Genomic DNA, 21,050 nt, shown 5'->3' with positions numbered 1-21,050 from the left:
TTTGGCCGTCCTAGGGGGCGACGACGACGATCCCGTCTTCGTCGCTGTAGGCGATCTCGCCGGGGAGGAAGGTGACGCCACCGAAGGTGACCGCGACATCACGCTCCCCGGCACCGGTTTTGGTGCCTTTGCGCGGATTGGTGCCCAGCGCCTTGATACCGACATCGATGGTGCGCAGCGTCGCGGCGTCGCGCACCGCCCCGTGCACGATGACACCGGCCCACCCGTTGTCGCGCGCGAGGCCGGCGATGATGTCGCCGACGAGCGCGGTGTGCAGGGAACCGTCGCCGTCGACGACGAGTACCCCGCCTTCACCGGGTGTGGACAGAATCGACTTCAGCAGCGCGTTGTCCTCGAAGCACCGCACGGTGGTGATCCGGCCGGCGAAGCTGGTGCGCGCGCCGTAGTTCTGTAGCTGCAGATCGCAGCTGCGGACGTCGGGATAGATCTCATCGACCAGGTCGGCGGTGGCGCGGGGTTCGATACTCACGCCGTCGATGCTAGCGAGGCGGCTCAGTCCTGTTCGTCGGACCCGCGGCGGGCCAGGTACACCACGAGCACCGCGAGCACGGCGGCCGCGAGGGCCGCGGCCAACGGCCACCGGGATTGCTCCGGACCGGGTGACGGTACCGCGACGAGTTGCGCGGGAGCCGTGGCCACAGTCGACTTTGCCTGGGCGGCAACTTCTTTGGCCGGTGACAGCGGCTCGGCCGGGACGGGCTTCGGGGCCGCGGGCGGCGGTGGCACTTTCTTGGCCGGGGCGGCCTTCTTGGCGGGCGCGACCTTCTTGACCGGAGCTGCCTTCTTGGCCGGGGTGGCCTTCTTCACAGGAGCCTTCTTCGCCGGGGCTTTCTTGACCGGTGCCTTCTTCGCAGGCGGAACCGGTGGCTGCTCACTCGGTGTCTCGTCGGGCCGGTCCGGCTCGTCGGCCATGTGGGGCGCTCCTTCGCTGTGGCACAGACAGTGGTTCCATCATGCCAGTCGGGTAATCGCTAGCCGGTGACCGCCAGCGCGGCAGCAAGCGTCAGGGCCACGGTCATGAGAGCCAACTCGGTGTAGGACCGCCGGCTGGAGGTGGCTGCCGTCACGCGATGTCCCCGAGCCGACGGCAGCCAATCGGTCCGGTTGTGCCAGGCCAACCCCAGCAGCGCGGCGGTGAACAGCACCTTGGCCAGGACCAGCCGCCCGTAGCCGGTGCTCCACAACTGGGTGGGCGTGTCGAGCGTCACCACGGCACTGCCGATCCCGCCCACCAGCAGCACCACCACGCACCACAGTGACAGTGCCGAGAACCGTGGCAGCACGCGCGCCCACTGGCCGCGATGCCCGACGGTGAGCACCAGCGCCGCCAGCAGGCCGCACCAGACGGCCGCGGCAAGGGCGTGCAGCGTGACCGCGATCCCGCCGAACGCGTTCTCGGAGAGATGGCCGGCCAGCGTGCGCGCGGTGGTGCCGATCGCCGCGATTCCGGCGACCGCGACCCCGGCAGCGGGTGTCCGCCACCAGATGGTCAGGGCGCCCACCAGCGCCGCGGCCAGCACGCTGATCAGGTCGGCCCGGCCGGCCACCGTCGATATCGCGTATTCGACGGTGGTCCGGACCCCGAGGGTGCTCAGCGGCACGGCCGCGGTGGCGGCAGCGGCGGTGAACAGCCGAGCCACCTCCGCGACCAGCCACAGCGCCGCGGCGACCGTCATCGCCGCGGCACTGCGCGTGGCCAGTTCGTCGCGGTAGCGCGGGATGTCCAGCATCGGCACCAACGCCAAGCCCAGCACCAACACCGCGGCCACGTCGGCCGCGGCCCGGGTCACGGTGGCGCCGAACGCCACCTGCGGGTAGGTCAACGCCCAGGCCAGCAGGAGCCCGACCACCAGCGCCGCCGTGCCCCCGAGCATTCGCCTCACGTCTGCCGGCGCCGGCTCCACCACACGCCCGCGCCCACGATCGCCACGGCGAGGACGGCGAAGGGCCAGACGGGGATCTCCCCGTCCGCGGCTGCCGGTGCGGCGACGGGTGGGCCCGGGGTGCCGGTACCCGCCACGGAGAGCCGGAACGACCATGAGCCGTTCACGACGTGCCCGTCGGCGGATGTCACCCGGTAGTTGGCGGTGTAGGTGCCGGCCGGGCCGAGCGGTCGCAGATCGACCTGGACCGCCGGGCCCTGCACCTTGGCCTCGCCCGTCGACCAGAGATTGCCGTCCGGCCCGACCAGCGTCATCGAGGCGAACGCCGTCTGGAGCTGCTCGTTGAACGTGGCGGTGATCCGGGCCGGCCCGTCGGTGAGCACGGCATCCGGGGCCGGGTCACTGGATACCCGCACCGCGTGCGCCGAGGCCACGCCGGCTCCGGCCAGCGCGATCATCGCGAGGACAGCGCCGAGCGCGGCCAGCATGCGCAGTCTCATGCCCGTCGTCGCCCGATGAGCGCGGCGGCCACGGCGACCGCGGCCAAGGCCAGGGCGCCGCCGGCCAGCCAGCGTGCGCCGTTGTCGGCCCGGCTGAGCGGTTGCGCGTCTGCAGCGGGCGCCGCCGCCACCGTGGGCGCCGCCGCCACCGTGGGCGGCGCCGACGCATGGGCGGGCTCGGGCTCGCCCGTCAGGGACAACTCCGGCGCGGGGTACTCGGGTTCGCCGCCGCCGGGCAGCGGGGCCTGATCCCAGTGCACGACGGTCCCGTCCGAATACGTCTGGGTGGCGGGGAAGCTGACCGTGTCCTGTGTGGGCAGGGTCACCGAGATCTTGAACAATCCGAACTGATCGGGTGCGATGCCGACCGCGGGTGCGGCCGTCCAGGTGACCGAACGGACCGTGCCTGCCGCGGTGTCGCGGTCCAGGCGTGCGGTCCAGCCGGGCATTAACTCGGTGCGGGCCGAGGCGACGTTCGGCAGGGTCACGCTGAATTGTGTTGTCAGGGCGCCCTTTTCGGACTCGCCGGGCACCCGGAAGGTGAGCACGGCGGAGCCGCCCGGATGGGCGTCGTCGGCGTCGACGTGGACGTGCGCGGATGCCGGTGCGGCGGTGATGAGCGCGGCGCCGGCCGCTGCCAGCGTGAGGAGGGCGCGCGCGGGCGCCCGGTGGGTGAATCGCATTCTGTTGTCGGCTTTCTGGGGTGAGGGTCAGGGGTCGGCGGTCAAGCCGGGACCGGAGGACCCCGATGCGATATCGACGAGCGCAACAACGAAACCGAGTGCAGCGGTTGGCCCTCGGCGCGATAGGTCAAGGGGGCAGGTGCCACTGTCAGCGATACCGGGCCTGCGATGGCCGCGACGGCGCGCGACAGTGCGGCGCACAGCCGTTCACCCGCCCCGATCAGAAGTGCCCCCGCCAGCACCGCGGCGAGGTGAGCGGCCAGCATCGTCAGGGGGTGCGCCGAGACGTGCGGGTGATCCCCGACGCCGAGTAGGTGATGGCCTAGCGCCTGACCGGCCGCCAGCACCGCCAGCAGGGGCCAGAAGCCCCTGCGGGTGGTCGATGCCACCGCTCCCACCGCACCGGCCAGGACCAGGAGCTGGGCCGTCGCCGCGCCCGCGGGGAACATGCCGGACGCGGTTCCGTGCGCGGCCAGGGCCAATGCCGCCGTCAGCGCCCCGACGGCACCACCGCGCAGAAGCGCGGGGCGACGGGGCGATGCGGCGGTCATGGGTGTCTCAGCCGAGTCCGAGGCGCGCCAGAAGGTCGGCGTCGACACCGTCGAGTTCGGCGGTGATGGCGGCGTGTGCCGCGCGGCGGCGCTCCGACGGCATGTTCTCGGCGGCGGTGACCGCGGCGGACAGGTCGGTCAGCCGGTCGGTGATCGCCGTGACGAACTGTTTGGTCTCGGCGTCCTTGGGCTTCTTGGCGGCCACCTGCCGCAGCGTCTGTTCGGCACCGGCGATCCGCGCCGACAGCGCCGCGCCGTGCCCGGAGAACTGGCCGAGCTGGCTCAGCGGAACGCCGAGGCGGTCGGCGCGGCGCTGGTCGATCATGCCCCGTGCGGTCACCGCGACGCGATAGGCCAGCGGCACGAGAATCGGTGCGAGCAGGCGTGACACCGTCAAGGTCCGGCGAATCCTGCTGGGTGAGAGCAGCTTGCCCTCACGGGCGGCCTTGAGCTGCGTTTCAGCAACTTTGAGTGCCGTGCGATCGCTGTCCCGTTGGGCCTTGATCTGGGACTTGAGCGCCCGGGACTGCTCCTTGCGGTCGGCTTTGACGCGGCGGGCGTCGTTCTTGGCCGCGAGTTTGGCCTCCAGCTTGGCCTTTGTCTTGATGGAGCGCTTGATGGCGCGGGCCTCGGCCCGGCGGATCGCCCGGCTCTTGCGTCGCGTGAACAGGCCCATCGGCGTTGCCTCCCAATATCTCATCGACTACCGCGGTCGCAGGACGGCAGTGTGGCCAACACTATCGCCCGTAACATGCATCGGCCGCCGGTGTCCTCTCGTGGTAGCACATTTTGTCTCTCAGCAAACAATTTGACCCCGGTGTGCGACAATCGGGTAAATTCCTGCCGCCACACAGTGCGGTGCCGTGAGGGGTGGTGACGACGTGGTGTCGCGGGTGCGAGTCGCGGCGGCAGCCTGTCTGATGGTTTCCGGCCTGTTCGTCGGTGGTGCCGGCGGCGCACTGGCGTTTGCCAACCCGGACGAAACCGATGGTGCGGGCGGTGCAGGGACGACCGGCGGCACCCTCAGCGACGCCCCCTCGGACCCGGAGGGACCGGCTGCTGTCGACGGCACGGGGAGCAGTCGTCCCGACCGGCGCGGGCGGCACCCGCAGCCACCCCGCGTGGTCATCGGGAACGGCCGCGGCGCGGCGCCGTCGGATGCTGGGGAAAGCACCAAGGGTGGCACATCCAGCAAACAATCCGAGACCGTCGATCGCGGCTCGGGCGGCGCGTCTTCGGGAGCCGCCGGCGAACGAAACACCGGGGCGGGTGCGTCGCCTCCGGCGCTGCCGCCGGGCACCGCCCAACCGCCCCTGGGCTCCACCTTGCCGTCGACGGTCGCGGATCCGCCGGACCCAGGCTTGGATCCCGAAGACCCGGACGATCCCGAGGATCCGGACGATCCGGACGAGTGCGATGACAACGGCCACCACCACTGCCTGCCCTGGTGGTGGCCCAAACCGGTCGTGGTGTCCCCGGGCAACGGGAACGGCGGTGTCGGCAGCGGTGCCCCCAAACCGCCGTCCGGACGTCCGTCCCGGCCCCCGGTGATGCAACTGCCCACCCCGGCTCCCCAGTGGGCCCCGAACGGCGAGGTTCCGGTGGTGCCCGCCCTTCCCGATGTGGTCGATGTCTTGCCTGGGCTGGCCTCGGCGGCCGCCGGCTTACCGCTGCCACCGGTGTCGGTGCCACAGATCGTCGTGCCACTGGCGGCGGGCGGAGGCGGTGGCGGTGGCGCCGGCGGAGCGACGGCCGGGGGATCCGGGGCCCCGCCCCCTGCCGCGCCGCGGGCCCCGAGTGCTCCGCGCTCTCCCGCAGAACCGCCGCGGTCACCGGTTCAGGCCGTCGACAATCCTGTGGTGCCGGCGTCCTACCGGGTGGGGTACGGCGAGTACCTGCGCACGGCTGGCACCTCGCAGGTGGTTGCGGTTGCCGTTCCCGGGTTCACGGGGATCATGTTGCTGACGGGAGCGGGTGGGATCATTGGGTACCGCCAGGCCCGGTCGGCGCTCGCGTTGCGATCGGCCCGGTCGGCGCGGTTCACGAGTTGACCGGAAGTGCTCGCCTACGCGGCGCTGCACCGCCATAGTGGAAAGTACCGGAAGGAGGTCGAAATGCCTGCTAGTCGCAGTGTGACCAGAGCCGTCAGTGCCGTACTGGATCTTGCCCCGCGGAAGGGAGAGGTGTCCCTGCCACGGTTGGTCGAGGCAGTCAGTGCCGACCGCGGCCGCCCGATCGAACTGAAGATGGCGGATCTGCCGGCCGGTGTCTGCGGGCAGTGGCGTCAGTACGCTGACCACGACGTGTTTCTGATCCAAAAAGGGTTGCCTGCATGGGATCGCACCCTGGCCCACGAGCTCGGCCACCTCGTGCTCGGGCATGACGGCATCTCCGTGGTGGAGGCGGCCCGCGGAACCATGGAACTGGCCGGATCTGACCTCATCGGCTACATGCTGAACCAGCGGACCGGCTGCATGGGACCTGCCGGCGAGGACGCCGAGCAGGAGGCGGAGGATTTCGCCGCACTGCTGATCTACCGTCTCGGCCGGCTGCCGTCCGATCGATCGTCGATTGTGCAGGTGCGGCTCGGAGAGGCATTTGGTTGATCGTCTGGGTGATCGCCGGTCTCCTCGGACTGGCGACCGGCTTGCGTATCGGATGGGCTCTGGTCAACAAGCAATCCCTGGTCAGCAGCGCCATGATTCTGGCGCTGGGCAGTCTGGGCACTGTCGCGGCCTTGAACTGGCAGCCGCTGACCCTGCTGATCGACACGGCGTTGCACTGGCCCAATATCGCCGTCGCGCTCAGCCAGGTGGCGCTGATCTCCTGTGCGGCGGGCAGCTGCGTCATGATCACCACGGTGGCCTCGGACCGTAAGCCGGTGACGATCCGGCGGATCGCCATCGCGCAGTACCTGGTGGCGCTCGCCATCGCGGTGGGCACGATGGTCGGGTTCTTCGTCTCGGGGCAGGAGCCGGAGATGGCGCCGCAGGAGTACCTGCGCCGCAACCTGGGCTCGGCGGGCGGCTGGTCGGCGTGGCTGCTGCCGATGCTCTACGTGTTGTTGGCGCTGACCCTGGTGGCATGGGCGGGTGTACGGCACTCCAACCGCACCCGGCGCGGGCGCGCGCTGTTCGTGTTCAGCATCGGAATCGTGCTGATCGTCCTGGCCAGTGCCTTCTTCCTGCTCCGGGCTGTCGGGAACACCGACCTGCTCGGGGTCGGATCTGCGGCGACGCTGCTCGGGTGCGCCATGTTGGTGGTCGCGGGCGGATCCCTGTTGCCGAGTATCGAGGACTGGTTCGGCGCCCGGCGTGAACTGCGCACGGTTTCGCCACTGCTGGCCGAACTCAGTGCCCGGCACCCGGATGTGGGTATCGGTGTGCGCCCGCGGGGGCCGCTGCTGTTCCGGGTGGCCGAGCAGATGTCCCTGATCTCCGACTCGCTGTATCTGGAAGCCACCGCGGCCGAGACCGTCCGCCGGCGCGTCCAGGCCCACGGATCGGCAGCCCGGCAGCTGGCTGACGACCACGACGACGATCCCGACGAATTCGTGGATATCGCCGAGCTGGAGGGTCCGCCGGTGCCGGCCGCCGAACAGGCCAGGGGTATCGCGCAGTGGATCTACGACGGTCGCGGTGCAGACCGTGACGCCGCCAACCGGGAATTTCCCGGGCTCAACTGGCTGCGTCAGCCGCCGACGTTCTCGGATCGGGAGTGGATTCTGGCGATCGCCGAGCAGTACTGCGATCTCGAACGCACACACGGTGCCACCGCGCGTTAGACGCGCGATGACACCGTGTGTGGTGACGTTCTCGGGGACCTGACCGAAGCCGGGTCAGCTGTCGAGGTTCTCCTTGCGGCGCAGCTCGTCGGCCTTGAGGGCGAGATCCTGCTGCGACTCGGGGGAGAGCCCGACGGTGCGGGCGGCGATGCGGCGCACACCTTCGTCGCGCATGTTGGCCAGCCAGCTCAGCTCTTTGTCGAGCTTCTCGTAGTACTCGTCATCGGTGAAGTACGCCGGCTTGATCCGGAAGAAGTTGGCCAGCGCGGCCATCGTCGTGACCGAGGGATTCGTGCGGTTGCCCGAACGAAGCTGCGACAGGTAAGGAGCCGACATCGTGACGCCTTCAGCCTTCAACGCGCCGATGACCTCAGCAGATGTGTGCGGGCCGCGTCCCGGCGGGTAAACCGTCTCGAACAACCGGTTTAGCCGGGCGGCGAACGTCTTGCTCATCTACTTTCCTCCACATAACTCACGAGCGGTGCACGTTAGTCTCGTATTTGCTGATCATCGTAGCGAGAGTTATCGCCACAACCAAGTGCAAACCACTGAAAAGTCTCAACCCACTGACGCAGCATACTCCGCGGGGCCCCCCAGCAGCATCTCAGGGAGTTTTGAAAACCCAGGACCGCCGGTCCGGCGAACGAAAAAATGACGTATGCGTTGTTTTGCCCGTATCGGCACACCGGGACGGATTGTCACAGCTTGCCCATGGTGTCCGCCCAGCCGGGAGTGCTACCCGCAGCAAAGCGGGAACTCGAATTTGCTGTGCACGCTGGCGAAATATGGTTAGCCTCCTGCGTAGGTCGGCTTATGGCCACGTGAATATGCGGGCGCCACGGCCGATCTCGGATGTGATCCGGGCGAGGGGCAGTAGCCAGCAGTCGTTCAGCGGCGTTCGGGCGACGAATCCAGTGGCGCGGAGCCGCTTTCGGTGGTGGAAACCACGCGTTTGCGCCGGTAGCGCAGCGCCGCGGTACCGATGGCCGTGACCGCCACGGTGCCGGTGACCGCGACCGCCAGCCAGCGCAGGCCGAGCGCGTTGTCGAACAACAGCCAGAAGCCGAACAGGGCGAAGATCACCGCAGCCATGCCGTGCAGGAAGCCCGCGGGCAGCCGTCGGTGCAGCAGTGCGCCCGCCGCGATGGCGACACCGTCGGCGGCGACCATCCCGATGGTGGCGCCGATCCACACGCCGGCCCAGTTGTGGTCGCTGGCCAGCGCCACCGTCGCCAGCATCGTCTTGTCGCCGAGTTCGGCGAGCACGAAGGAGGAGACGACGGCGAACACGATGAACCGCGGCTCGGCGACCCGGACTTCTTGGGTGTCGTCGTCTTTGGCGCGGCTGTCGCGCCAGGTCCACGCGGCGAAGAGGAGGAAGGCGATGGCTGCCGCGAAGGCGATGGGCCGTTGCGGCAGGGTCAGGCCCAGGAAGTGGCCGATGGTGACGGAGAGGCCGTGCACCAGGAAGGCGGCGATACCGACGCCGGAGAGCACCACCCACCAGCGGTGCCGCAACGCGTAGGTCATGGTGATCAACTGGGACTTGTCACCCAGTTCGGCGACGAACACCACCCCGAGACTGACGAGTGCGGCACTGAGCACGACGACGACCTTTCGACACGGCGCCGGCGGGCTGCGTGCAGCTGCCACCGGACATTCGGTCGAAGGTCTCGCCCACCACGCCTGCAAGCTCAGGTGCGGTTCGCCGGCCGGGCTTTCGCCAGTATGTCGACACGGCGATTGGGGGCTACTCCCCTTCGCTGATGTCACCGACGATAACCGCCCGCGGGTGACCGCGCCAGCTCGGCAGCCGAGTTCGGGTGCCCGCACTTTCTTACGACGGTATGCGAAAAGCCTTATGCGGCAAGCAGCATCGCCAGGATCGCGGTATCCGGATGGCTGATCGGGTCCACTCCCACGCGGCTGATCATCGACGTGATGGTCCCGTCGGACTCCGCTTCCACCCAGGCGGCCCGGTGCTCCAGGCCGAGGTGTGGCAGACCCGGCAGCAGCACGCAACCCGAAGCCGCACCGGTGCATTCGGGCAGTGACGGAGTGGTCTCCGACGGCGGGTGCAGCATCAACAGGGCCGGCGGCTGACGGGCGGCGAAAAAGCCAGGGGGAACGGCAGATTCACCGACCACTGGACCCTCGGCGAGCACCAGGCCGACCGTGCCCGGTGCGGGCTCGTCCGGAAGCTCCTCGCGTACACCGAAAATCGTTGTAGTGGAGAGTAATCCGGGCAACGATGCAACCCGGACGGCAACCATCAGCAGCTGCGCCCACTCTTTGGTCGAGTCGGGCCAACGGCCGGACACCACGAATCCTTTGAGGGAACCACCGGTGTGGAACGGGGCAATCTCCACCGCTTGTTGGGGTCCGGTATCCATCTGGCCTCCCGACAGTGCTGGAACGCTGGCGACACTGCTGTGGGTCGATCCGCACAGAATGAGGCAGGAGGTGGCTAGCACGCAAGAGGACACGAGTGCCAGAGCCGAACCGGTACGCAACGCAAGGGACCCCGCACGCTCGCGGCGCGCGGGGTCCCGTTGGGGGTGCGGGGCAGCTCAGCCGAAGATGAGGCCGCCGGTCTTGGTGGTTGCCTTGGCGAACCGGTCCTGCACGTCGGCCCAGTTGACGACGTTCCAGAACGCGGTCACGTAGTCGGCCTTCACGTTCTTGTACTGCAGGTAGTACGCGTGCTCCCACATGTCGACCTGGAGCAGCGGGATGATGCCCAGCGGCACGTTGGCCTGCTGGTCGTACAGCTGGAAGGTCAGCAGGCGGTCGCCCAGGCTGTCATAGCCGAGCACGGCCCAGCCCGAGCCCTGCAGGCCGTTGGCCGCCGCGGTGAACTGCGCACGGAACTTGTCGAACGAACCGAACTGGTCGTCGATCGCCTGCGCGAGTTCGCCGGTGGGCTTGTCGCCACCGTTGGGGGAGAGGTTCTTCCACCAGATGCTGTGGTTGACGTGACCGCCGAGGTGGAACGCCAGGTTCTTCTCGTTCAGGAAGATGGCCGACTGATCGTCCTTGGCGCGGGCTTCCTCGAGCTTGGACAGCGCGTCGTTCAGACCCTTGACGTAGGTCGCGTGGTGCTTGCTGTGGTGGATCTCGTTGATCTGTCCGGAAATGTGGGGTTCCAGGGCGCTGTAGTCGTAGTCAAGCTCTGGGAGGGTGTATTCAGCCACTGGCTTCCTTCCTAGTCATGTGATCCGTCTGGATCGGCGGTGGAGTTCGGCATCGGATATGGCAGGCGTATCTCGACAACAAGCTCGACTCCATCCTTGCCTCATGACGGCTGGCACCGCAAGGACGTGTGCCGTCAGCGCAGACGGGGAATAAGAGCGGCCGCGGTCAGGTCAATACGATGAGTGCGAGGACTGCGAGAAGTACCAGCGCGATCACGCCGGCGCGCAGACAGGCCATGGCCTGGTTGCCATACATCCGCGCCGGGCCCTGCCAGTCGGACGGGGGCACGGCTGCTCCGTGGCCCAGTGGGTGCGCTGCCATCACAAGCTCCTGACCTGCACGATCGAAATATCCCCCAGTGAGATCTGTCACACGGCTGTGGTGACGGTGATCATAAGCCTTGATCAGCCACGGGCGAAATCGGCACCCGTGCTTGAGATTGTGCCCCGGGGGGAATGATCACGCTGATCCGAACCCGGCCGAATTGACCGGATGCGAAAGTTAGCTCGGCGATCTTTTTCGCTCAGCCCACGCCTGCCCTTGTTGATCGTGGCGTGTTTGGGGCTCAGGTTATCCACAGCCGGTCGGCGGAGTCGCACGCATTCGGGGGTTCTATGGCACCCAGTGCCTGTGGATGAACCTGTGGAAACTGTGGATAGCCCGTTCATTGCTGGCTCGGTCACCCCATGCCAGCATGGACCGTATGACCCACTGCCAGGCACGCACCGACGGACCGGCGAGAATGTCTGCCTATGTCTGACATTGACGTGGCGCATGCCGAAGTGAACGACGTTCCGCTGACGTTCGACGATTCTGTGGTCCTGCTGGATGTCCGCGAGGACGACGAGTGGCAGCGCGGACATGTCGCCGGCGCGCAGCACATCCCGATGGGCGACGTCCCGGCCCGGATCGACGAGATCGACCGGGACGCGACGCTCTACGTGATGTGCCATGCCGGCGGCCGCTCGCTGCGCGTTGCCCAGTATCTGGCCCGCAACGGATTCGAGCCCATCAACGTGACCGGCGGGATGCTGGCGTGGGCACAGGCCGGCCGGCCGGTGACGGCGCCGGAGGGGCCGGACGGCGGTTCCGTCGGCACGGTCTGAGCACGCCGTAGGCTGGTCGGCGTGATTCAGGTCTGCGCTCAGTGCGGGACGCGGTGGAACGTCCGTGACCGCCAGCGGGTCTGGTGCCCGCGATGCCGAGGCACCCTGCTGGCGCCCGGTGCGCTGCCGCCGGCGCCGCCTCCGCAAGGTCCTCCGGATCGGCGGTGGGGCGCACCGGCAGCTGCCCCCAACCGGCCGCAGCCCGGTCCGCTCCCACAGGGTTTCAAATGGATCGCGGTGCGCCCCGGTGCGCCGCCGCCACCCCGGCAGCCCCGCCGGCCGCTGGGACCCACTCCGCGTTACGCGGGCATTCCGCGCTGGAGCCTTTACGACCCGGCCGGCGAGCACACCGTCGACACCACGACCGGTGCCGGGGCCCGCAGCGGGCCGTCGGCGACGATGGTCCGCGCCACCCTGATCACCACCATGGCTCTCCTGGGCTTCGCTGTGCTGACGCACATCGTGCGATACGCCCTGCTGTTGATCAACCGCACGGTGCTGCTGAACCCCCTACTCGCGGCGGTGGTGACCTGGGGCGGGGTGGTGGCCAGCGTGCTGGCGGCATTCGCGGTGGTCGTGACGGCGGTGGTGCTGACCAATTGGCTCATCGCCCGTCGGGCCGCGGTGTTCGCGCACCACGGCCGCGAAGATCCGCGATCGAAGTGGCAGTTGTGGGCGGGATGTCTGATCCCGCTGGTCAATCTGTTCTGGGCGCCGGTGTACCTCATCGAACTCGCCCGCGCCGAGGGCCGTACCGGCCTGCGGATCACCGCATGGTGGATTGCGTGGGTGCTCAGCACGGTGGTGTCGGTGTTCTCGATCGCCACCAGTTTCGCCAGCGATGCCCAGGGCATCGCGAACAACACGGTCACCACCACGATCGCCTACCTGCTGGCGCTCGCGACGGTGGTGCTCGTGTTGGAGGTCTTCCAGGGCTTCGAGCGCAGGCCCGTCGATCGTCCGGTCAAGCGCTGGGTGATGGTCGCGACGGTGCCCAGCGCCGGCCGATCCGAAGAGGAATCGACCGAATCCGCGCCAGCGGTTGAGGCCGAAGACCAAAACCCGGCAGCATAGCCGTATGACCGCGGGCGACGCCGGCGCCACTGGGCCGGCCGGATCGGAACCGATATCGGCCTCCCCGGCCGAACGCGACCCCTTCGTCGTCGCGCACCGGGGTGCCTCCGCCGAACGTCCGGAGCACACCATCGCTGCGTATGAGCTGGCCTTGCAGGAAGGTGCCGATGGCGTCGAGTGCGATGTCCGGCTGACCAGGGACGGGCACCTGGTGTGCGTGCACGACCGCCGGGTCGACCGCACCTCCGACGGAACCGGTCTGGTCAGCGAGATGACGCTGGCCCAGTTGCGGGAGCTGGACTACGGCTCCTGGCATGTTGGCTGGCGTGCCGGCGGCGCGTCCGGCGATACCGGGCTGTTGACGCTGGACGCCTTGCTCACGCTGGTGCTGGACTGGAAGCGGCCGGTGAAGATCTTCATCGAGACCAAACACCCGGTGCGCTACGGCGCCCTTGTCGAGAGCAAGGTGCTGGCGCTGCTGCACCGGTACGGGATCGCCGCGCCGCCGTCAGCGGATCTGGCCCGCGCCGTGGTGATGTCGTTCTCGGCGGCGGCGGTGTGGCGGATCCGGCGTGCGGCGCCGATGCTGCCCACCGTGCTGTTGGGCGAGACGTCGCGCTATCTGGGGGGCAGTGCGGCCACCACGGTGGGTGCCACCGCGGTGGGGCCGTCCATCGCCACCCTGCGGGACCACCCCGAACTGGTGGACCGCGCGGCCGCGCAGGGCCGCGCGCTGTACTGCTGGACCGTCGACCATTACGAGGACGTCCGGTACTGCCGTGACGTCGGGGTCGGCTGGGTCGCCACCAACCACCCCGGCCGCACCAAGGACTGGCTGCAGAACGGGTTGACCGGGGTGGGGCGGGACTAGATCAGAGACTTCCGCCGGCGGCCTTGGGGGCGCTCGGGTCGGTGCCGCCGCGGGTGAGTTCGCGGGCGACGAAGTCCTCCAGGTGGAACAGGTTGGCGCCGGCGCGTTCGGCGATGCGGACCAGCGACGAGATGGTGGCGACCTCCTCGATCTGTTCCTTCAGGAACCACTGCATGAACTGTTCGCCGAGGTAATCGCCCTCTTCGCGGGCGACGCTGGCCAGTCGGGTGATCTGCTCGGTGACCGTGCGCTCCTGCTCGAGGGCCAACCGCAGTGCCTGGGCCGGGGTGTCGAAGGAGTTCTGCACCGCGTCGACGCCCGGGATCTCGACGTCCAGGTCGCGGTCGAGCAGGTACTGCACCAGCATCATCGCGTGGTTGCGCTCTTCCACGGACTGGGCATAGAAGTGCGCGGCGAGCTGAGGCAGGTCGGATCCGTCGCAGTACACGGCAACGGCGATGTATTGCTGCGACGCGGTGAATTCGCTGCGGATCTGCTCCCGGAGGAGCGTGTTGAATTTCGTGTCGAGTGGGGTCGCGTCGTTCATGGGAATGACAATAGTGCAGTTCAGAGGGCTTGTCAGCAAAGGTGACCCTTATTCAGGTTAGCGTTTCCTAACTGGAGTGACTCCAGTTAGGGGGCGTTTTGGACAAGCGGCAAAGTTTGCTGAGCCGAAGTCTGGGGACATTCACCCAATGGTGTTGAGAACGTCCGCGGGGACCGGTGTGTCGGCGGCGAGCGCGGCGAACAGCCGACCGGCCGCCTCGCGGTCCCAGATCACCACCGAACCCGAGTCGCTGCTGGTGAAATCGCCGATGGGCACCGTCGTGGTCACGGTGTCCCCGTGCAGTGCCCAGCCCAGCCGGGCCAGATCCCAGACATGGCCGCGCTGATCCACGGTGAGTGCCCCGCCGACGGCGTGCCCCATGGGGTACCAGCGCAGTGGATTGAGCAGTACCGCCGGGCTGGCCGCCCGATGCAGCAGGGCCGACATGAAGGCGCGCTGGTGCAGCATCCGGTCCAGGTCGGCCCGGGGCGTGGCCCGGGTACGGACGAAGCCGAGCGCACTGCGGCCGTCGAGCTCCTGGCAGCCCGCGGGGAGATCGATACCGGCCAGTGGGTCGCTGATCGGCTCGGCCGGGCACATGGTCACCCCGCCGACGGCGTCGACGAGTTCGGCGAATCCGTCGAAGCCCACCTCGGCGTAGTGGTCCAGGTGCAGCCCGGTGGCCTGTTCCACGGTCTGGGTCAACAGCGGTGCGCCGCCGATCGCGAATGCGGCGTTGATCTTGTCCTGGCCGTGGCCGGGAATGTCGACATAGGAGTCGCGAGGCAGCGACACCATGGTGGTGGGCACGCCGGACGCCCACCCGCCGATGTGGACCAGCAGGATCGTGTCGGTTCTCCCGTTGCCGATATCGCCGCCCGTCGCCAGCTCGGCTTGTTGCTCCGGGGACAGATTCTGGCGACTGTCGGAACCCACCAGCAGCCAGGTGACGCCCTTGCCGGCGCTCGGCCGGTCCGGGTAATCCGCCAGTGCGGGAATCCGGTGCAGGGTGGTGTCGAACCAGACCGCACCGCCGACGCCGGCGGCCAGCACGGTCAGTATCAGCGCCATGAGAAGTGCCGCGGCTCGCCGGAACCGGCCGCGGCGGCGTGGCCGGGCCGGCGGTGGCGCGGTTTGCTTTTTGGTTGGGGGCGCGGGTGGCGCGGTTTGCCTCTTGGTTGGGGGCAAGGGTGGTGGCGGCGGTGGTGCCGGACGACGGACCGGCGGCGGCGGTGGGGGTGTCGGCCGCCGGGGTGCCGGTGGTGGCGGTGTCGGCGGAGCGGGAGGCCAGACGGGCGGCGGCCGATGGCCGGGGTCGCGGCGGATGACCTGAGACGGCTCCCGCCGGGTTGGCCTCGGCCTCGGCGGCAGTGGCTCCGGTCCGGGCGGCCGGTCGTCGTTCACAACTGCGAATGTACGGGTCGCGGCCGCATATTCAGCCCAGCCAACTCAAGTGGCCGGCGGCCAGTGAGTAGCCGACGAACGCCACCGTGTCGATCAAGCCGTGCGCGACGATCAGCGGCCACAGCCTGCCGGTGCGCATCCAGACGTAACCGAACACGAGCCCCATCACCACATTGCCCAGCCCGGCGCTGTAGCCCTGGTACAGGTGATACGTCCCGCGTAGGACCGCGGAGACGGCCAGCGCCGCCATGGGGTTGACCCGAAGCTGGCGCAACCTGGTGATCAGGAAGGCGACGACGATGATCTCTTCGGCCCAGCCGTTGGCGAATGCGAGCGCCAGCAGTACGGGGATGCGCCACCACGTGTCGTAGAGCTGGGCAGGTTCGACGGCGGCGCTCAGGCCCAGCGCCCGTGCGGCGACGTACAGCCCGAGCCCCGGCAGCCCGATGAGCGCGGCCAGGGCCAGGCCGCCGGTCACGTCGGGATGCCAGCGGATCCGGCCGAGCCCGATGCTTCTCGGCCCGAAGCCGCTGCGCCACAGCAGGTACAGGCCCAGCGCGCCCCAGGCGACCAGCTGGAAGACAGCGGCCATGTTGAGGCCGAAGTCGATCAGGTCGAAGGGGGACCGGCGCTGGTTCAGCGCGACATGGCGGCCGGACAGGCCGAGCAGGACCGCTTCGATGAGATCGAGCAGCGCGGTGTAGGCGCTCAGGCCGAAGGTGACCGCAAGGACGACGAGGACCTCGATGCGCAGCGTGCGCCGGGGAAGTTCGGCCGCTGGATCCAGTCCTGAGGTCACCGCAGACACGGTAACCGCCGCGGCGGTGTGCTCAGATTCGGCGCGCGCGTAGCCCGTTGAGGAACGGGCAGCCCATCAGCACGCGGATGGCCTGGCTCAGGCCGGTGACGTCGTCGACCGGTTTGGCGAACGGCAGCCGCACGTCGTGGTCACCGGACTCGTCCTCGACGCGCAGCTGGACGCCGTAGCGATCCAGGCCCAGGGGTCGGACCCGGCCGCTGCGCAGTGTCATCGGCAGGCGCGCCGACAGGCGTTCCACGACATCGCGGTGCGCCGACTCCAGGTGGCGCAGCCAGCCGGACTCCAGGCCGCAGAAGGGGTCGGGCAACGCCTCCAGCAAGGCGCCCACGCCCACCGACTCGGCGCCGGTCGAGTCGGCGACCACCACGGATTCGATCTCCAGGCGAACCAGCGCGTACGCGGTCTCGCCTCCCGCAGAGCCTTCGGTGTTCACCTGCAGCAGAGCGGGATTGGGGTGTTCGGTGGCGATCAGGTCGAGCACGCCCGGGATCTCGCCGGCGGGCACGGTGAACAACCGGCCACGGATCCACACCAGCGAGCGCACCGGTTCGCGGAGCGGCAGCGGCGCGTAATCGGTCATCTCCAGCACGGCCTGCAGGCCGCCCGCGCCGGCGGACACCAGCGAGCCGCCCAGCGGCCCGCCGGTGGGGATGGTGACCGCGAACGAGCCGTCGGCGAGCAAGTGGTGCACGGGAGTGGGGACCGGCTCGAGCCCTTCGACCGCCAGCATCGCGCCGCCGGCCCGTGCGCAGGCGCTGCGGATCCGCTCGGCCGTTGTCGGTGCCGCCACCACAGTCGTCATCTGACCGCCTTCCATTTAGTGAGGTAAGCCTTACTTAACTATATGGCTGAGGGAGGCGCAAGGTTTTCCTCTCGGCGTACCTGAGTCGCCGCGGCGAGCCACTAGGGTTGAAGCCGTGCCGCGCATCGCCTATCTCGGACCGGAGGGAACGTTCACCGAGGCGGCATTGCTGCAGATGGCGGCCTGTGCACTGGTCCCCGGTGGTGGTGGCGATTTCACTCCGGTGCCGTGCGACAGCCCGCCCGCGGCGCTGGAAGCCGTCCGCGCCGGCGAGGCGTCCTATGCCTGCGTGCCCATCGAGAACTCCATCGAAGGGTCGGTACTGCCCTCCCTGGACGCCCTCGCCACCGGATCGGCGCTGCAGATCTACGCCGAGCACACCCTCGACGTCGCGTTCAGCATCGTGGCCAGGGCCGGTGTGGCGGCCCCTGATGTCGCCACCATCGCGGCCTTCCCGGTCGCGGCCGCCCAGGTTCGGCGGTGGCTGGCCGCCGAACTGCCGCAGGCTGTGGTGGTTCCCGCGCAATCCAATGCCGCGGCCGCCGCGGATGTCGCCGACGGCCGCGCCGACGCCGGGGTCAGCACGGCGCTGGCCGCGCAGCGTTACGGGCTGTCGGTGCTCGCCGCCGGTGTGGTCGACGAGCCGAACGCCCGGACCCGGTTCGTGCTGGCCGGCCCGCCCGGGCCGCCGCCCGCCCGCACCGGCGCAGATCGCACCTCGGTGGTGCTGAGCCTGGACAACGAACCCGGTGCGCTGGTGGCCGCCATGACCGAGTTCGCGATTCGCGGCATCGACCTCACCCGCATCGAATCACGGCCCACCCGAACGGAATTGGGTACCTACAAGTTCTTCCTCGATTGTGTCGGGCATATCGCCGATGACGCCGTCGCCGAGGCGCTCAAGGCGCTGTATCGGCGCTGCGTCGATGTCCGGTATCTGGGTTCCTGGCCGACCGGCGCCGCGGTCGGGTCGAACCCGCCGGGATCGGAAAAGGCACGCGAGGCGACCCGGTGGTTGACGGCACTTCGACAGGGGGAGCGATCGTGAGCGGGCGGCTGGTTCTGGTGCGGCACGGGCAGTCGTTCGGCAATGTCGAAAAACGCCTCGACACCCGCCCGCCCGGTGCCGCGCTCACCGAACTCGGTCACGAACAGGCGCAGACGTTCGCTCGCGACTGGAGCCACCCCGTCGGCCTGGTCGGCCATTCGGTGGCCACCCGGGCCAGGGAGACGGCCGCCCATATCGGCGCCGGCCTGACTCTGACGCCACACGAGTTCGACGATATCTACGAGGTCCAGGTCGGCGACCTGGAAGACCGCAACGACGAGGCTGCCGTCGCACAGTTCGACGCGATCTACGAACGCTGGCAGCTGGGCGATATCGACGCGGCCATGCCCGGCGGGGAGAGCGGCAGGCAGGTTCTTCAGCGCGTCGTCCCCGTGCTCACCGGGCTGCGGATGCGTCACCTCGACGACCACGACTGGCACCACGACATCGTGGTGGTCAGCCACGGCGCGGCGATCCGGCTGGTGGCTGCGGTGCTGGCCGGTGTCGACGGGAAGTTCGCCCTCGATCACCATCTGGCGAACACCGAGAGCGTGGTGCTCAGCCCGATCACCGACGGGCGGTGGAGTTGCGTCCAGTGGGGCGCGCTCAGCCCGCCGTTCTACGCGGAGCGCACCCGCGAGGACCCGGTGCCCGATCCGATGGGCTGATCCGCGACGCAACCGCAACCGAGGACTGCGCAGTCGATGGTCAGGGTGTGCGCGATCTCCGGGACGCCGCAGTCGTCGGTGCATTCGGCCCGCTGACCGATGTGCAGGATCACCGTGCCGTGGCAGTGTGCGAGACCGCCCGCGCACTCCCGGCATTCAGCACTCATGCGCGATTCCGCCTGCGGCTTCTCGCTGATGCTCATGACCCGTTCTTAGCACTACGCACCGACATCGGTGGGTTCCCACGCGGGATGATCCCCCGTCGTTTCGCCGTCAGGCCCACCCCAATTCGTGCAGCCGGTCGTCGTCGATACCGAAGTGGTGGGCCAACTCGTGGACCACGGTGATCGCCACCTCCTCGACCACCTCCTGCTCGGACTCGCACATCTGCAGCAGGGCGTCGCGGTAGATGGTGATGGTGTCCGGCAGATAGCCGCCGTAGGACGAGTCGCGTTCGGTCAGTGCGACACCCTCGTAGAGGCCCAGCAGATCGGGCTCCTCGGGATGATGGCCCTCCACCAGGAAGACCACGTTGTCGGCGGCGGCGGCCAGCTCCGGCGGGATCAGGTCCAGTGCATCCGACACCAGCTCGTCGAACCGTTTCCGGTTCATCTGTACCGGCATCGCGCGATTACTGCACCGGCGCGGGCGGCAGCACCGGCTCTGCCGGGCCGGGAGCCGGACCCGCCGGGGCGGGTGCCGCGGGCGCGTCTGCGGGGGGCGGCGGACCGTCCAGCGGCGGACCAGCCGGTACCGGCTGGTCACCGACCTGATCGGGCGGGGGCGGACCGTTGAGGAAGGTGTTCCCGGGCGGCACCGGCGCGGCCGTCGACGGCGCGGTGCTCTGGGTGGCGGGCGCTTGGCTCGTCTGGCCGGGCAGGTGCTGGTTGGACTGGGTCTGCTGGGTCGACTGCGTCTGCTGCGAGGACTGGCTGGAGTCAGACGATCCCGAGTACTGGCTCTGGGACAGGTCGATCGAGGGCAGCGGGATGGCCGGCATGTTCAGCCGCTCGTCGGGGATGTCCGGGGGCGGGACCGGGGGCCGGCCGTTGATCATCAAGGCGCCCTTGGCGCTGTTGAGCAGCGTGGACCAGCCGCCGTTGCCCAGCGTGGTGCCGATACTGCAGGACACCTGGTGGCTGCCCGCCAGCCAGCTGGGCAGCGAGATGGTGCTGTAGACCAGGGTCAGCGTGGTGGTGCGCAGCTTCAGCGGCGCCAGGTAGTCATCGGTGACCTTGGCGCAGGTGTCCTTGACATAGGAATCCTGTTCCTGCTCGGGCGGGACGCCGGCGGGGTACTTCTCGGCGAGGTTCACCGCGCCGGTCACCTCGAGGGCGTGGGGGCTCGCGCAGTCGACCGGTACATCGGTCGGCTGGTTGGTGGCGGGGTCGATGCCCAGGCAGGTTCCGGCCGGCCACACCTTGGACTGGTCCACCGCGGCGACCTTGCCCTGGAAGGCCTGCTGCTGATTGTCGGCGCCGGGCAACTGCAGGCCGCACAGCATCCGGCGTTCGCCGTTCTGCCGCCAGGCCTTCTCCCCGGACCAGAGCAGGCTGACCGCGAACCGGCCGTTCGGGTCGTACTTGTCGCCCAGGTAGCGCTGGACGGCGCTCTGGCACTGCTCCTGGCTGATCTGCTGGATACGGGCCGGCGACGGCGGCGCGGCGTTGGGGCCGTACTCGGTGCCGGGGAAGGCCTTCAGGTCGATGGCCTCGGCGACCTCGAACCGGTGCTCGGTGGTGCAGTCGACGATCTGGGCGGCATCGGGTACCCGGTCGGGCCAGTTCAGGCAGGCGCCGCTGGAGGCGTGGTCGAACGTGCTGTTGGCGCGGGACAGTCCACCGGTGCCCGAACTGAGGCCGGCCAGCCGGCCACCGGCCGCGGTGTCGGGCAGGACGGTGATGACACCGGCGATCATGAGTCCGCCGAGGGCGGTGAGGAGCAGGGCCCGCCGCGTCGGGGTGAGCTGCGCATCCCGCAACCAACCCAGCCGTCGCTGCGGCTGGGTCGGCTCAGCCGTCCCGTCGGGCAGGAACGGCTCCGGGTGCTCGGGTGCGTCCAACATCGGCTCTATTGTGACAGGCGTGTCACGT

The 21,050-nt window shown here is 69.1% G+C and carries 27 protein-coding genes; 8 read left to right on the top strand and 19 right to left on the bottom strand.

What is annotated here, in order from left to right:
- Nucleotides 1–10: 10 nt before the first annotated feature.
- Genes rraA through QN239_RS01575 form a run of 7 tightly spaced genes read right to left on the bottom strand, consistent with a single transcriptional unit; the run spans nt 11 to nt 4,314 of the window.
- Nucleotides 11–490: a ribonuclease E activity regulator RraA gene (gene rraA / locus QN239_RS01605; RefSeq protein WP_499007854.1), complete on the bottom strand. Its 480-nt coding sequence runs from the start codon at nt 488–490 to the stop codon at nt 11–13.
- A gap of 23 nt (nt 491–513) precedes the next feature.
- Nucleotides 514–933, bottom strand: coding sequence for a hypothetical protein (locus QN239_RS01600; protein ID WP_187097328.1), 420 nt, complete (start codon nt 931–933; stop codon nt 514–516).
- Nucleotides 934–992: 59 nt separating this feature from the next.
- Nucleotides 993–1,895 carry a CopD family protein gene (locus tag QN239_RS01595; RefSeq protein WP_499007852.1) on the bottom strand — a complete coding sequence of 301 codons (903 nt, stop codon included), beginning with the start codon at nt 1,893–1,895 and terminating at the stop codon, nt 993–995.
- Nucleotides 1,896–1,900: 5 nt separating this feature from the next.
- Complete coding sequence (locus tag QN239_RS01590; protein ID WP_499007851.1) at nt 1,901–2,404, bottom strand: copper resistance CopC family protein; 504 nt, start codon at nt 2,402–2,404, stop codon at nt 1,901–1,903.
- On the bottom strand, nt 2,401–3,087 hold the full coding sequence (locus QN239_RS01585; protein WP_499007850.1) for a YcnI family copper-binding membrane protein: 687 nt from the start codon (nt 3,085–3,087) through the stop codon (nt 2,401–2,403). Before QN239_RS01585 ends, QN239_RS01590 begins: the two co-directional genes overlap by 4 nt.
- Nucleotides 3,088–3,128: 41 nt before the next feature.
- The gene (locus tag QN239_RS01580; RefSeq protein ID WP_499007849.1) at nt 3,129–3,638 is read right to left on the bottom strand and encodes a hypothetical protein; all 510 of its coding nucleotides are present in this window, start codon (nt 3,636–3,638) and stop codon (nt 3,129–3,131) included.
- Between the two features lie 7 nt (nt 3,639–3,645).
- The gene (locus QN239_RS01575) at nt 3,646–4,314 is read right to left on the bottom strand and encodes a DUF6474 family protein (RefSeq protein ID WP_499007848.1); all 669 of its coding nucleotides are present in this window, start codon (nt 4,312–4,314) and stop codon (nt 3,646–3,648) included.
- Nucleotides 4,315–4,501: 187 nt separating this feature from the next.
- On the opposite strand from QN239_RS01575, the gene QN239_RS01570 reads away from it, so the two are divergent.
- The 3 genes from QN239_RS01570 (at nt 4,502) to QN239_RS01560 (ending at nt 7,422) form a co-directional block, all read left to right on the top strand.
- A complete protein-coding gene (locus tag QN239_RS01570; RefSeq protein WP_499007846.1) occupies nt 4,502–5,689 on the top strand; it encodes a hypothetical protein in 1,188 nt (395 codons plus the stop codon).
- A gap of 63 nt (nt 5,690–5,752) precedes the next feature.
- The gene (locus QN239_RS01565) at nt 5,753–6,244 is read left to right on the top strand and encodes an ImmA/IrrE family metallo-endopeptidase (RefSeq protein WP_090362230.1); all 492 of its coding nucleotides are present in this window, start codon (nt 5,753–5,755) and stop codon (nt 6,242–6,244) included.
- Nucleotides 6,241–7,422 carry a hypothetical protein gene (locus QN239_RS01560; protein WP_267291976.1) on the top strand — a complete coding sequence of 394 codons (1,182 nt, stop codon included), beginning with the start codon at nt 6,241–6,243 and terminating at the stop codon, nt 7,420–7,422. Before QN239_RS01565 ends, QN239_RS01560 begins: the two co-directional genes overlap by 4 nt.
- Before the next feature lie 54 nt (nt 7,423–7,476).
- Here the strand turns inward: QN239_RS01560 and QN239_RS01555 are convergent, their stop codons facing one another.
- The 5 genes from QN239_RS01555 to QN239_RS01535 form a co-directional block, all read right to left on the bottom strand.
- A complete protein-coding gene (locus QN239_RS01555) occupies nt 7,477–7,875 on the bottom strand; it encodes a helix-turn-helix domain-containing protein (protein ID WP_090362012.1) in 399 nt (132 codons plus the stop codon).
- A 435-nt stretch (nt 7,876–8,310) separates the two neighbouring features.
- Nucleotides 8,311–9,027: a TMEM165/GDT1 family protein gene (locus QN239_RS01550; protein WP_499007844.1), complete on the bottom strand. Its 717-nt coding sequence runs from the start codon at nt 9,025–9,027 to the stop codon at nt 8,311–8,313.
- A 254-nt stretch (nt 9,028–9,281) separates the two neighbouring features.
- On the bottom strand, nt 9,282–9,815 hold the full coding sequence (locus QN239_RS01545) for a peptidase (RefSeq protein ID WP_267291978.1): 534 nt from the start codon (nt 9,813–9,815) through the stop codon (nt 9,282–9,284).
- Between the two features lie 177 nt (nt 9,816–9,992).
- Nucleotides 9,993–10,616 carry a superoxide dismutase gene (locus tag QN239_RS01540; RefSeq protein WP_090362005.1) on the bottom strand — a complete coding sequence of 208 codons (624 nt, stop codon included), beginning with the start codon at nt 10,614–10,616 and terminating at the stop codon, nt 9,993–9,995.
- 166 nt (nt 10,617–10,782) lie between these two features.
- A complete protein-coding gene (locus tag QN239_RS01535) occupies nt 10,783–10,938 on the bottom strand; it encodes a hypothetical protein (protein WP_167154391.1) in 156 nt (51 codons plus the stop codon).
- Between the two features lie 431 nt (nt 10,939–11,369).
- Between QN239_RS01535 and QN239_RS01530 the strand changes: the two genes are divergently transcribed.
- The 3 genes from QN239_RS01530 to QN239_RS01520 are packed head-to-tail and all read left to right on the top strand — an operon-like array spanning nt 11,370 to nt 13,668.
- Nucleotides 11,370–11,723, top strand: a complete 354-nt coding sequence (locus QN239_RS01530) for a rhodanese-like domain-containing protein (RefSeq protein ID WP_090362001.1) — start codon at nt 11,370–11,372, stop codon at nt 11,721–11,723.
- 21 nt (nt 11,724–11,744) lie between these two features.
- Nucleotides 11,745–12,797 carry a DUF4328 domain-containing protein gene (locus QN239_RS01525; protein ID WP_499007842.1) on the top strand — a complete coding sequence of 351 codons (1,053 nt, stop codon included), beginning with the start codon at nt 11,745–11,747 and terminating at the stop codon, nt 12,795–12,797.
- Nucleotides 12,798–12,801: 4 nt separating this feature from the next.
- The gene (locus QN239_RS01520; protein WP_499007840.1) at nt 12,802–13,668 is read left to right on the top strand and encodes a glycerophosphodiester phosphodiesterase; all 867 of its coding nucleotides are present in this window, start codon (nt 12,802–12,804) and stop codon (nt 13,666–13,668) included.
- 1 nt (nt 13,669) lies between these two features.
- Here the strand turns inward: QN239_RS01520 and QN239_RS01515 are convergent, their stop codons facing one another.
- The 4 genes from QN239_RS01515 to QN239_RS01500 form a co-directional block, all read right to left on the bottom strand.
- Nucleotides 13,670–14,215 (bottom strand): ferritin, encoded by a 546-nt coding sequence (locus tag QN239_RS01515; RefSeq protein ID WP_090361993.1) that lies wholly within the window; start codon nt 14,213–14,215, stop codon nt 13,670–13,672.
- A 141-nt stretch (nt 14,216–14,356) separates the two neighbouring features.
- Nucleotides 14,357–15,619 carry an LCP family protein gene (locus QN239_RS01510; protein ID WP_499007837.1) on the bottom strand — a complete coding sequence of 421 codons (1,263 nt, stop codon included), beginning with the start codon at nt 15,617–15,619 and terminating at the stop codon, nt 14,357–14,359.
- Nucleotides 15,620–15,650: 31 nt separating this feature from the next.
- A complete protein-coding gene (locus tag QN239_RS01505) occupies nt 15,651–16,418 on the bottom strand; it encodes a CPBP family intramembrane glutamic endopeptidase (protein WP_499007836.1) in 768 nt (255 codons plus the stop codon).
- A gap of 31 nt (nt 16,419–16,449) precedes the next feature.
- On the bottom strand, nt 16,450–17,241 hold the full coding sequence (locus QN239_RS01500) for a DUF2470 domain-containing protein (protein ID WP_499007834.1): 792 nt from the start codon (nt 17,239–17,241) through the stop codon (nt 16,450–16,452).
- A 115-nt stretch (nt 17,242–17,356) separates the two neighbouring features.
- Between QN239_RS01500 and pheA the strand changes: the two genes are divergently transcribed.
- Both pheA and QN239_RS01490 read left to right on the top strand, forming a co-directional pair.
- The gene (gene pheA / locus QN239_RS01495; RefSeq protein WP_499007833.1) at nt 17,357–18,289 is read left to right on the top strand and encodes a prephenate dehydratase; all 933 of its coding nucleotides are present in this window, start codon (nt 17,357–17,359) and stop codon (nt 18,287–18,289) included.
- Nucleotides 18,286–18,957: a histidine phosphatase family protein gene (locus QN239_RS01490; protein ID WP_499007832.1), complete on the top strand. Its 672-nt coding sequence runs from the start codon at nt 18,286–18,288 to the stop codon at nt 18,955–18,957. The genes pheA and QN239_RS01490 overlap by 4 nt, the downstream gene beginning before the upstream one ends.
- Here the strand turns inward: QN239_RS01490 and QN239_RS01485 are convergent.
- The 3 genes from QN239_RS01485 to QN239_RS01475 form a co-directional block, all read right to left on the bottom strand.
- Nucleotides 18,909–19,160, bottom strand: a complete 252-nt coding sequence (locus QN239_RS01485; protein ID WP_499007830.1) for a hypothetical protein — start codon at nt 19,158–19,160, stop codon at nt 18,909–18,911. The two genes, QN239_RS01490 and QN239_RS01485, sit on opposite strands and share 49 nt — an antisense overlap.
- Nucleotides 19,161–19,230: 70 nt before the next feature.
- Nucleotides 19,231–19,581, bottom strand: coding sequence for a metallopeptidase family protein (locus QN239_RS01480; RefSeq protein WP_090361982.1), 351 nt, complete (start codon nt 19,579–19,581; stop codon nt 19,231–19,233).
- 7 nt (nt 19,582–19,588) lie between these two features.
- The gene (locus QN239_RS01475; protein WP_499016490.1) at nt 19,589–21,031 is read right to left on the bottom strand and encodes a septum formation family protein; all 1,443 of its coding nucleotides are present in this window, start codon (nt 21,029–21,031) and stop codon (nt 19,589–19,591) included.
- Between the last annotated feature and the right edge of the window lie 19 nt (nt 21,032–21,050).

Origin of the sequence: Mycolicibacterium sp. Y3 (assembly GCF_051188035.1) — a bacterium.
GTDB classification, from domain to species: Bacteria; Actinomycetota; Actinomycetes; order Mycobacteriales; family Mycobacteriaceae; genus Mycobacterium; species Mycobacterium fluoranthenivorans.
This window is presented reverse-complemented; position numbering and strand designations above follow the sequence as displayed.

Bases quoted from the DNA above. Each gene is read 5' to 3' on its own strand.
- QN239_RS01575 (WP_499007848.1), bottom strand. From the start codon at position 4,314: ATGGGCCTGTTCACGCGACGCAAGAGCCGGGCGATCCGCCGGGCCGAG.
- QN239_RS01530 (WP_090362001.1), top strand. From the start codon at position 11,370: ATGTCTGACATTGACGTGGCGCATGCCGAAGTGAACGACGTTCCGCTG.
- QN239_RS01580 (WP_499007849.1), bottom strand. From the start codon at position 3,638: ATGACCGCCGCATCGCCCCGTCGCCCCGCGCTTCTGCGCGGTGGTGCC.
- QN239_RS01565 (WP_090362230.1), top strand. From the start codon at position 5,753: ATGCCTGCTAGTCGCAGTGTGACCAGAGCCGTCAGTGCCGTACTGGAT.
- QN239_RS01545 (WP_267291978.1), bottom strand. From the start codon at position 9,815: ATGGATACCGGACCCCAACAAGCGGTGGAGATTGCCCCGTTCCACACC.
- QN239_RS01585 (WP_499007850.1), bottom strand. From the start codon at position 3,087: ATGCGATTCACCCACCGGGCGCCCGCGCGCGCCCTCCTCACGCTGGCA.
- QN239_RS01500 (WP_499007834.1), bottom strand. From the start codon at position 17,241: ATGACGACTGTGGTGGCGGCACCGACAACGGCCGAGCGGATCCGCAGC.
- QN239_RS01595 (WP_499007852.1), bottom strand. From the start codon at position 1,895: ATGCTCGGGGGCACGGCGGCGCTGGTGGTCGGGCTCCTGCTGGCCTGG.
- QN239_RS01520 (WP_499007840.1), top strand. From the start codon at position 12,802: ATGACCGCGGGCGACGCCGGCGCCACTGGGCCGGCCGGATCGGAACCG.
- QN239_RS01480 (WP_090361982.1), bottom strand. From the start codon at position 19,581: ATGCCGGTACAGATGAACCGGAAACGGTTCGACGAGCTGGTGTCGGAT.
- QN239_RS01485 (WP_499007830.1), bottom strand. From the start codon at position 19,160: ATGAGCATCAGCGAGAAGCCGCAGGCGGAATCGCGCATGAGTGCTGAA.
- QN239_RS01515 (WP_090361993.1), bottom strand. From the start codon at position 14,215: ATGAACGACGCGACCCCACTCGACACGAAATTCAACACGCTCCTCCGG.
- QN239_RS01555 (WP_090362012.1), bottom strand. From the start codon at position 7,875: ATGAGCAAGACGTTCGCCGCCCGGCTAAACCGGTTGTTCGAGACGGTT.
- QN239_RS01590 (WP_499007851.1), bottom strand. From the start codon at position 2,404: ATGAGACTGCGCATGCTGGCCGCGCTCGGCGCTGTCCTCGCGATGATC.
- QN239_RS01535 (WP_167154391.1), bottom strand. From the start codon at position 10,938: ATGGCAGCGCACCCACTGGGCCACGGAGCAGCCGTGCCCCCGTCCGAC.
- QN239_RS01600 (WP_187097328.1), bottom strand. From the start codon at position 933: ATGGCCGACGAGCCGGACCGGCCCGACGAGACACCGAGTGAGCAGCCA.